Source organism: Amycolatopsis kentuckyensis, from assembly GCF_002155975.1.
Taxonomy (GTDB): Bacteria; Actinomycetota; Actinomycetes; order Mycobacteriales; family Pseudonocardiaceae; genus Amycolatopsis; species Amycolatopsis kentuckyensis.
This window is the reverse complement of the sequence record NZ_MUMI01000531.1, coordinates 1-10,007: the sequence shown is the minus strand read 5'-3', so window position 1 is coordinate 10,007 and position 10,007 is coordinate 1. Positions and strand designations below refer to the sequence as shown.

General features: G+C 72.3%; 9 protein-coding genes. 4 read left to right on the top strand and 5 right to left on the bottom strand.

Going from position 1 to position 10,007, the window contains the following annotated elements; translation table 11 throughout:
• The coding region (locus CCN39_RS40360; protein WP_143264338.1) for a tetratricopeptide repeat protein at positions 1 to 1,602 on the top strand (1,602 nt) is incomplete at its 5' end.
• A 4-nt stretch (positions 1,603 to 1,606) separates the two neighbouring features.
• Here CCN39_RS40360 and CCN39_RS40355 read toward each other — a convergent pair.
• Positions 1,607 to 2,812, bottom strand: a complete 1,206-nt coding sequence (locus CCN39_RS40355) for a phospholipase D-like domain-containing protein (RefSeq protein ID WP_086851464.1) — start codon at positions 2,810 to 2,812, stop codon at positions 1,607 to 1,609.
• Between the two features lie 207 nt (positions 2,813 to 3,019).
• Between CCN39_RS40355 and CCN39_RS40350 the strand changes: the two genes are divergently transcribed.
• Positions 3,020 to 5,086, top strand: coding sequence for a putative Ig domain-containing protein (locus CCN39_RS40350; protein ID WP_086851463.1), 2,067 nt, complete (start codon positions 3,020 to 3,022; stop codon positions 5,084 to 5,086).
• A 41-nt stretch (positions 5,087 to 5,127) separates the two neighbouring features.
• A complete protein-coding gene (locus CCN39_RS40345) occupies positions 5,128 to 5,991 on the top strand; it encodes a GNAT family N-acetyltransferase (RefSeq protein ID WP_086851458.1) in 864 nt (287 codons plus the stop codon).
• Here the strand turns inward: CCN39_RS40345 and CCN39_RS40340 are convergent.
• A complete protein-coding gene (locus CCN39_RS40340; RefSeq protein WP_086851456.1) occupies positions 5,916 to 6,272 on the bottom strand; it encodes an MmcQ/YjbR family DNA-binding protein in 357 nt (118 codons plus the stop codon). The two genes, CCN39_RS40345 and CCN39_RS40340, sit on opposite strands and share 76 nt — an antisense overlap.
• A gap of 55 nt (positions 6,273 to 6,327) precedes the next feature.
• Between CCN39_RS40340 and CCN39_RS40335 the strand changes: the two genes are divergently transcribed.
• Complete coding sequence (locus tag CCN39_RS40335; RefSeq protein WP_086851454.1) at positions 6,328 to 7,080, top strand: fructosamine kinase family protein; 753 nt, start codon at positions 6,328 to 6,330, stop codon at positions 7,078 to 7,080.
• On the opposite strand, the gene CCN39_RS40330 is transcribed toward CCN39_RS40335, so the two are convergent.
• The 3 genes from CCN39_RS40330 to CCN39_RS40320 form a co-directional block, all read right to left on the bottom strand.
• On the bottom strand, positions 7,077 to 7,745 hold the full coding sequence (locus CCN39_RS40330; protein WP_086851452.1) for an HNH endonuclease family protein: 669 nt from the start codon (positions 7,743 to 7,745) through the stop codon (positions 7,077 to 7,079). The genes CCN39_RS40335 and CCN39_RS40330 overlap by 4 nt on opposite strands.
• Positions 7,746 to 7,834: 89 nt before the next feature.
• Positions 7,835 to 8,911, bottom strand: a complete 1,077-nt coding sequence (locus tag CCN39_RS40325; protein WP_244211217.1) for a hypothetical protein — start codon at positions 8,909 to 8,911, stop codon at positions 7,835 to 7,837.
• A gap of 229 nt (positions 8,912 to 9,140) precedes the next feature.
• Positions 9,141 to 10,007: thiamine pyrophosphate-dependent enzyme (locus tag CCN39_RS40320; RefSeq protein WP_244211216.1), on the bottom strand; the 867-nt coding region annotated here is incomplete at its 5' end.

The following is a 10,007-nucleotide window of genomic DNA, read 5'->3' as shown; positions in this document are numbered from 1 at the left end:
GCCCTGCGGCTGGCCGCGGCCAACCTCGGCGCCGGCGAGGTGTCCGGCATCGCCGAGCTGGCCCGGGAACTCGCCGACGGCGATCCGCTCGCCGGGCTGAGCGTCGACGGCGCCGAAGAAAGCGCGGTCACGACGGCGTTCTCCGTGTCGTACCGGGCGCTCCCGGCCGAGCACCGCGTGCTGTTCCGGCGGCTCGCGCTGGTGCCGGGCCAGACGTTCACCGCGCCGGTGGCCGCGCGGCTCACCGCCGTCACCGACGCCCACGCCGGGCGGCAGCTCAAGGCCCTCGCCGCGGCCAACCTCGTCGAACGGCACCTGCCCGGCCGCTACCGCTTCCACGACCTCCTGCGCAGCTACGCGGGCGGCCGGGTCGCGGCCGACGACACCGCCCCCGACGGGGACGCGGCCCGGCGGCGGCTGTTCGACCACTACCTGGCGACGGCCGACGCGGCGGGCCGCCTGCTGATCCCCCACTTCCTCCGGCTCCCCCGGCCCGAACCGGAAACCACCTTCGAGGGCACCGAGGACGCGCTGGCCTGGCTGGACACGGAGTGGCCGAACCTCGCCGCCGCCGTCGAGCACGCGGCAGCCCACGGCCCGCGCGAGTACGCCTGGCACCTCGCCGACGCGCTCCGGGCCTTCTTCCACCACCGCGGCCACCACGCGGAGTGGATCGAAACGGCCACGACGGCGCTGACCGCCGCCCAGGCCGACGGCGACCGGCAGGCGCAGGCGGCGATGCGGCTGTCCATCGCGCTCGCCGGGGTCAACAGCGGCCGCTACGCCGACGCCCGCGCCCACCTGACGACGGTCCTGGCCGACGGGCTGGCGGCGGAGTGGCCACCCGGGCGGGCCGCGGCGCTCAACAACCTCAGCGCCGTGCTCCAGCGCCTCGGCGACGCGCACGAGGCGATCGAGTGCGGCCTGGAAGCGTTGCGGCTGTGCGAAGAAACGGCCATGCCGGGCATCACGATGGCGCTGGCCAACCTCGGGTTCGCCTGCGGCCAGGTCGGCGACTTCGAGGCCGCGCTCGGCCACTTCGCCCGCGCGCTCGAGATCGCCGAACGCGACGGCGCGCGGTTCAGCGTGGCCGTGCTGCTGGTCGACCTCGGGCACGTCCACCGCGATCTCGGCGATCCCGTCGCGGCCGAGTTCTACGAGCGGGCCCTGACCGCCAACCGGGAACTCGGCTACCAGTACGGCGAAGCGGCAGCCCTGTCCGGCCGCGCGGTCATGGAAGCCCGGGCGGGCAACGCCACCCGGGCCCTGACCGACGCGGCCGACGCCGTCGAGCTGACCCGCCGCATCGGCGACCGCGGCACCGAGGCCTCGGCACTGGCCGCGCTCGGCGAAACCTGCCTCCGGCTCGACCACGCGGCGGACGCGGTCGAGCACCTGACGGCGGCTTTGGACATCGCCCGCGAAACGAGCTTCACGTGGTGCGAAGCCGCGGCGCTGACCGGCCTCGCCGAAGCGGCGCTCGCCGTGGGCGACACCGAAGTGGCGCGCACCCACGGCGAAGCGGCGGCCAAGCTCGCCGCCCAAGCCGGCTACCGGCCCCTGGAAACCCGGGCGGCGGACGTCCTGGCGAAGTCGGCCTAGCGCGTCAGCAGGTGGCCGGCGCCGAGCACTTGGCGCGCGCCAGGATGGTGCTGAAGTTGTCCTGGTAGGCCGCGCTGATCCCGGCGTTCTCGACCTTGATCAGGATTTCGTCGTTGTCGCGCAGGGCCGCGCCGGAGATGTTGTGCGAGCCGGTGAAGACGAGCTGCCGTCCGGCCTTCTCGCTGTAGTTGCCCGTGTAGAGCATGTACTTCGAGTGCACGGTGATCTCACGGTCGTTCGCGGTCGTGTTGAACTTCTTGAGCGTCACGTTCGCCTTGCCCTTGAGGGCGGCCAGTGCCGCGGTGCCCAGGTCGTCGTAGACGATCCGGACCTTGCAGCCCAGCTTCGCGATGCGGACGAGCTCGGTGACGACCGGGGTGCGGGAGTCGGCGATGTTGGCCTGCACGACGTTGAGCGAGCAGCCGGCTTCGTACTTGGTGATGTACTTCAGCAGCTGCGCCCACGTGTCGGTGGCGAACTCCTCGGACGTGCCACCCTTGGAGTCGGCGCGCGGCGAGAGGTAGCTGGTGACCATCGTGGTCAGCGTCTTGTGGTAGCCGGCGTCGTCGAAGTAGTTGTTGTTCTTCTTCTGCGCCAGCATCTTCTGCATGTGGCCGAGGTAGAAGCCGTACAGGTCCGGGTCGCCGTGGGTGAGCAGGGCGTTGTTGAACATGTTGCCCTGCACGGTGGTCAGGTTGTACGAGCCGATGACGACGACGTCCTTCTTGCCCTCGGTCTCGGAGAACATCCACAGCTTGTCGTGGTTGATCGAGTGCGGGCTGCCGTCGTGGGCGATGCACCCGGTGTCGATGCCGCCGGTGCCGCAGAAGACCAGCTGGGTGAGCCCGGCGGACTTGAGGATCGGCATCGCGGTGTTGGCGGGGTCGTCGTCCGCGGCGCCGTCGAGCGCGATCCGCACTTTGACCCCCCGGGCCTGCGCCGCCTTGATCGCCTCGGCGAGCGCCGGCCGCGTCCAGCTGAACAGGGAGATGTGGATCTCGGCACCGGCCGGGGTGGCGTTGGCCAGCTGGACCAGCCGCGTTTCGATCGAGTGGTCCCGGTCGCCGTTCTCGGGCGGGTTGTTGAAGATCGCTTCCATGCCGGGGGCGTCGGCGGCCACCGGTGTCGAAGCGGCGTGCGCGACGCCGCTGCCGGCCAGCGCGAGCAGCGCGCCGACGGCCACCGTGAGCGCCTTGAACTTGGGGGCCATGTCTTCCTCCCTGTCGGATGCAGCCAAGGTCGCAATGCGGTGTACAAGATGCGTACACCCGGACGTTGCCCCGCATACACGACGAAAGGGGCGCCCGGGCCGCCGGAACCCGACTCTTGGCGGGTTCCGCCCATCCGGACCGAAGGGGACGCTTCTCCTGGCTCCCACGGGCGGAGCCGGGAAAGGACGACCTCCATGAGATCGAGGGTGCTTCCTGCCGTGCTCGGCGTGGCCATCGGCCTGCTGGGCACCGTCGCCGTCGCCGCGCCGGCCGAGGCCGCCGCGGTCTGCGGTGACCAGATCGTCGGCAACGGCGGGTTCGAGAGCGGCACCACGCCGTGGACCCAGACCACCGGCGTCATCACCGCAGCCACCACCGCGCAACCCGCGCACGGCGGGACGATGCTCGCCCGGCTGGACGGCACCGGCAGCACGCACACCGACACCCTGTCCCAGTCGCTGACGCTCCCCGCCGGCTGCGCGTCGGCGACGCTCTCGTGGTGGTCGCACATCGACACCAAGGAGACGACCACCAGCACGAAGTACGACAAGCTGGTGGTGCAGGCCGGTTCCGACACCCTGGCCGGCTATTCGAACCTGGACAAGAACACCGGCTACGTCCAGCGCACCGTGGACGTCTCCCGCTACCTCGGCCAGACGGTGACGCTGAAGATCACCGGCACCGAGGATTCCAGCCTGGCCACCAACTTCGTCCTCGACGACTTCGCGCTGACCACTGCCGGGACCTCGCAGTCACCGGTCGTCACCTCGCCCGGCGCCCAGACCGGCGCCGTCGGCCAGGCCGCGTCGCTGCAGGTCCAGGCCAGCGACCCGCAGGGTGACGCGCTCACCTACAGCGCCACCGGCCTGCCCGCGGGTCTCGCGATCGGGGCGAGCACGGGCAAGATCACCGGGACGCCGACGACGGCGGGCACGTCCTCGGTGACCGTGACCGCGAAGGACCCGGCCGGCAACAGCGGCAGCGCCACGTTCACCTGGACGATCTCGGCCGCCCCCGCCGATGCGACGCGGACGCCGATCAACCCCGCCTACACGGTGAACCTGACGTCGAACACCGCCGGCGACACGTGGACCGGGCACCAGAGCGTCGGCTTCACCAACGGCTCGGCGACCGCGCTGCCCGAGGTGTACCTGCGGCTCTGGGACAACTACCACGGCGCCTGCCCGACGACGCCGATCACGGTCACGAACGTCACCGGCGGCACGCCGTCGGCGCTGAGCGTGAACTGCACGGCCATGAAGATCACGCTGCCCGCTCCCCTGGCCCAGGGCCAGTCGGCGACGATCGGGTTCGACCTGAAGATCGTCGTGCCCAGCGGCGCCGACCGGTTCGGCCACGACGGCGCGTACAACATGATCGGCAACGCGCTGCCGGTGCTCGCCGTCCGCGACGGCGCGGGCTGGCACCTCGACCCGTACACGAACAACGGCGAGTCGTTCTACACGGTGATCGGCGACTTCGACGTCACCCTCGTCCACCCGGCGGCGCTGCTGACCCCGGCCACCGGCACCTCGACCGAGACGACCAGCGGCACCACGACCACCACGCACGCCGTGGCGGCCAAGGTGCGGGACTTCGCGTGGGCCGCCGGGCCGTTCGCGAAGATCACCACCACGTCCGGCAAGGGCGTGCGGGTCAACGTCTACTCGGTCAGCGGGATCTCGGCCAGCAGCGCGAACTCGATGCTGTCGCTGGCCGCCGACTCCGTCGACGTCCATTCGGGCCGCTTCGGCGACTACCCGTACGGCGAGCTGGACGTGGTGCTGGACAACAACTTCTGGTTCGGCGGCATGGAGTACCCGGGCTTCGTGCTCGACCTGGTGTCGAACGTGGCGCTGCCGCACGAGATCGCGCACCAGTGGTTCTACGGGATCGTCGGCGACGACGAGTACACCTCCCCGTGGCTGGACGAGAGCTTCACCGACTACGCCACCGACCTCTACCGCGGCGTCACCGGCAGCGGCTGCGGCATCACGTGGCAGTCGAGCGCGGAGAAGCTGACCAACTCGATGGCCTACTGGGACGCGCATTCGTCCCGGTACTCCACGGTGGTCTACAACTACGGCAAGTGCACCCTGCACGACCTGCGGCGGCTGATCGGCGACACGGCGATGGCGAACCTGCTGAAGTCCTACGCGCAGTCGCACTGGTACGGCGTGTCGACGACCGCGGAGTTCAAGGCCGCGGCGCAGGCGGCGGCCGGGTCGACCGACCTGACGTCGTTCTGGGCTTCGCACCGCGTGGAGGGCTAAAACCGCTGGAGTTCCCCGTCCGCGTCCGCCAGTGTGGGGACGTGGACGGGGAACGGCTTTTCTGCGACACGGCTCTGGCCGAGCGCATCGAACGCGCGGAAGCGCGGTTTGTCGCTGCGTGCGCCGACGCCACCCGGCGGCGGCTCGGCACCGATGCCGGCTTCACCCGCCCGCTGGCCGGGGGTGTCGCGACCTTCGCCGAGGCGGACTCGCCGTTCAACAAGGTCGCCGGGCTCGGTTTCGCCGGGTTGCCGAGCCCCGCGGAACTCGGCGAGGTGGAAGCGGCGTTCGCCGAGCTGGGCGCACCGGTGCAGGTCGAGCTTTCGCAGCTCGCCGAGCCCGGCACGGGCGCGTTCTTCACCGCGCACGGCTACCGCCTCGAGTCGTACGAGAACGTGCTCGGGCGGCGGGTCGGTCACAGCGACTTCCCCGGCGACGTCCGCGCCTGCCGGGACGACGAGCTGGAGACCTGGCTGTCCGCGGTGGCCGAAGCGTCCGCCGTGGCCGACGAGCAGGGCCTGCCCTCGCACGAGGACTTCCCCCGCGACCTGCTCGTGAACGCCCTGCGGGACATGGCCGGGGTCCGGCGGTTCCTGGCGACGCGAAACGGCGAGTTCGCCGGCGGCGCGAGCTTCCGCGTCACCGACGGGATCGCGCAGTTCGGCGGCGCGGCGACCCGGCCGGCCCACCGCCGTCGCGGGGTGCAGACCGCGTTGCTGCGGGCCCGGCTCGCCGCGGCCGCCGAAGCCGGGTGCGACCTCGCCGTCGTCACCACGCAGCCCGGGTCGAAGTCGCACCAGAACGTGCAGCGGCAGGGGTTCGACCTGCTCTACGCGCGGGCGATCCTGGTGAAGGGCACCTCCGCCACCAGCTCTTCGGGGGCGGAGAGCCGCCAGGCCTCGTAGAGGAGCTCGGCGAGTTCGTCGGTGTCGATGCCGTCGAGGTGGACCACGACCCAGCCGAAACCGCCGGCGGTGAACTGGACCTCGAACACGTCCGGGCGTTCCGAGACCAGGGCCAGCTGCTCGGACACGGTCTGCTTGAGCCCGACGGTGCGGGTCCGCGGCCAGAAGTAGCCGAACCGCTTGCCGCGCACGCTGAACGACGAGTAGTCGCGCGCTTCCGAACGCTGGACCTCGGCCAGCGTCCCGAGCAGCTGTTCGAATTCCCGGACCTGCACCGTCACCGTCGTGTCCCCCTGTCTCCGGCGACCACCGTAGCGCGCCGGTACCGTGCGGGACATGACCGAGTCCGGAGACGGCCGCGAGGTGGTGGTCAAGCGGGGCCACGCTCCCGGCGCGACGGCGGCCGAAGTGGCGGGCCTGCGCTGGCTGGCCGCGGCGGGCACGGTGCCGGTGCCGGCCGTCCGCAGCCACGACCGGGACCAGCTGGTCATCGACCGCGTCCCGGCCGGGCGCCCGTCGGCCGCGGCGGCGGAGCGGTTCGGCCGCGGCCTGGCCGGGTTGCACGCCGCGGGCGCCCCGGCGTTCGGTGCGCCGCCGCCGGACGGGCCCGCGGACGCGTGGATCGGCCGGGCGCCGATGGCCAACGTGCCGGCGGCCGACTGGGCGTCCTGGTACGCCGCCGATCGCGTGCTGCCCTACGTCCGGCTGGCGGTGGACGCGGGGACCTTCGGCCCGTCCGAGGCAACGGTGTTCGAACGGGCCTGCGCGCGGATCCCGGCCTCGGCCGAGCCGCCCGCGCGGCTGCACGGCGACCTCTGGAACGGCAACGTCCTGTGGGACGGGCGCGAGGCGTGGCTGATCGACCCGGCCGCCCACGGCGGGCACCGCGAGACGGACCTGGCCATGCTGCACCTGTTCGGCTGCCCGCACCTCGACCGGATCGTCGGCGGGTACCAGGAGCGCAGTCCGCTGGCCGAGGGCTGGCGCGACCGGATCGGGCTGCACCAGCTGTTCCCGCTGCTGGTGCACACCGTCCTGTTCGGACGGTCCTATGCGGACCAGGCGCTGGCCGCCGCGCGCACGTTCTAGCAGCGGTCCAGCATGGTTTCCAGTGCCTTCCGCTCCGGGACGGTGATCGTCAGGCCGTAGTTGCGCTTCACGACGATCCAGTCGGTGGCGTAGGCGCACCAGTACGACACGAGCGGCGGCTTCCACGCGTCGGGGGCCTTGTCGCTCTTCTGCTCGTTGAGGTTGTCGGTGACGGCCTTCAGCTGCGGGCGGACCAGGTCGTTCGCGAACTGCTCGCGCCGTTCCCGCGTCCAGCTCTTCGCGCCGCTGATCCAGGCCTGCCCGAGCGGGACCATGTGGTCGATGTCCACATCGGACGCCTTGTGCCAGGTCTCGCCGTCGTAGGGGCTGACCCAGGTGCCGGACTTCGCGGCGCACTGCGCGTCGGTCTTGACGTCCTTGCCGTCGCGCTTGAGGACCTGCTCCCGGACGTCGCAGTTCGCGTCGACCTTGTCCCAGTGCGGGAACTCGTCGCGGCTGTAGCCGTCCATGGTGCCGCGCACGGCGATCTTCAGCGCCGCCAGCTCGCTGCGCGCCTGGGTGGGGGCGATCCGCGGGGCGGCGACCGTGCCGGGTGCCTGGGTGACCGGCCCGGCCCCGGACGCCAGCTCGTCGGCGAGCTTGCACCCGGTGAGCGACGAACCGGCGAGGACGGCGAGAAGGACAAGCGCTCGGGTGCGCGGCATCGTGAACCCCTTTCACAGCTACCGGGAGGTGCCCAGCGAACGCGTCAGGGAAACGGTGCAGATGGCCTAGTTGGCGCGAACCAATCGGGTCAAGAGCCGTGGAAGACCTGGGCGACGAACACGGCGGCCATCACGCCGACGGCGACCAGCACGGTGAGCACGAAGAGCAGGCCCCAGGGGATCTGCCGGATCGGCCGCTGCCGCGGGAAAACGGCCCCGCGCGCCGACGGAGTCCACGGGACGGAATCGTCTTCGGCCGCCGCCGGCGGCGGTTCCGGCGGCAGGGGAATGACGGCGGGCAGGTCCGGAAGCCGGTCGAGCACCGGAAGCCGCGCCGGAAACCCGTCGGCGATGAGGGCGGCCCGGGGTGGAGCGAGGTGCGCGAGGGAGAGGGCGTAGCAGGCGTCGAGGACATCGTCGGCCGACCAGACGGTCCGCCACCGGTTGTGCTGGGCGATGATCCGCCGCAGGCCACGCGGCTCGGCAAGGACGACCGCGACGCCGGGCACCGGGTGCGGATCGGGCCACCGGAGGGCGGGCGGGGTGAATTCATGGCCGGGCAGCTCGGGTTCGCTTGGTTGCTGGACGCCCAGCGGCCCGCCGGCCGGGGCTTCGGGCTCGCCGGTCTGCGGGCCCTCCGGCGGCTCGGCGCCACGGGCGAGGCCATTAAGTGGGGGGCCGCCTGCCTGGGGAGCCGCCGAGCCGCCGCGCGGCAGGCCCTCCGCCGACTCAGTGCCCCGCGGTTGCCCATTCAGTTCGGGACCGCCTGCCCGGGAGCTCTCCGCCGCTCGCCCATCCGCCTCGGGGGCGCCTGCCTGCCGGACCGCCGCCCACTCGCCCAACCGCAGCTGCTGCTCGGCCGACGCTGGCCCGTTCCCCCGCGATTGCGCCGGTGGGACCACCGCGACCAGGCCCGTCACGTGCCGGCCGCCTTCGTGGCCGGCGAGTGCTCCCCTGGCCGCCGCCACCGCTGCTCCCGTGCGGTCTCCCGGGCCCGGCCACTCCGCCGGGCCCGGTTCGTGGGCCGCGATCACCACCACTCCGCACCTCGTGAACACCAGCGCGTCCACCCGTCGCGGCCCCAGGCGGCTCTGCAGCGTGATGCCCGCCAGCGCGAGCCCCGTCAGGTGCTGCGGGCCCGGGCCCCACGATCGCAGCAACGCCACCAGATGCTCCGCCGCCGGTGGGAGCGGCCGGTCTGCGCCGGTTCGCTGGAGGGCCACGAGCACGCCGGTCACACCTCCCACGACGGTACGGCGAGCACTCCCTCGACGGTAGGAGGCAACCCCGCCCCTCCCCCAGCAGCCGAACGAGTGGTCGATCACCACCGTGCGTAGCCGAGGCGGCGGCGAACCGGCCCGGAGCTCCACAATGGACCGCCGCCGGAAGCGCGGGCTACGGCCGTGGGGTGTTGCGCAGGTTGGCCCGGGCCAGGTCGACCATCTTGCCGACACCGCCGTTGAGCACCGTCTTCGTCGCGCCCAGAGCGAATCCGCGCACCATTTCGCCGGTGATCCGCGGCGGGATCGACAGCGCGTTCGGGTCCGTCACCACCTCGACCACCGCCGGGCCGGGGTGGGCGAACGCCTTCTCCAGCGCGCCGCGCACGTCGTCCGGATCCGCCACGCGCTCGGAGAACACTCCGCAGGCCGCGGCGATCGCCGCGAAGTCGACCGGCGCGTGGTCGGTGCCGAAGTCCGGGAGGCCGTCGACCAGCATCTCCAGCTTCACCATGCCCAGCGTGGCGTTGTTGAACACCACCACCTTCACCGGGACGTCGTACGCCGGCAGCGTCAGCAGGTCGCCCATCAGCATCGCGAGCCCGCCGTCGCCCGACAGGGACACGACCTGGCGGCCCGGCTGGGCCAGCTGGGCGCCGATCGCGTGCGGCAGCGCGTTCGCCATGCTGCCGTGCCGGAACGACCCCAGCACGCGGCGGCGGCCGTTCGGCGTCAGGTAGCGCGCGGCCCAGACGTTGCCCATGCCGGTGTCGACGGTGAACACCGCATCGTCGGCGGCGACCTCGTCGAGCACCGAAGCGACGTACTCCGGGTGGATCGGGCGGCGGTGCTCGATCTTCGTCGTGTACGCGCCGACGACCTTCTCCAGCTTCCGCACGTGTTCGCGCAGCATCCGGTCGAGGAACGCGCGCTCGGTGCGCGGCTTCAGCAGCGGCAGCAGCGCACGCAACGTCTCGCGCACGTCGCCGTGCACGGCCAGGTCCAGCGGCGTGCGGCGGCCGAGGCGCGAGGCGTCGTGGTC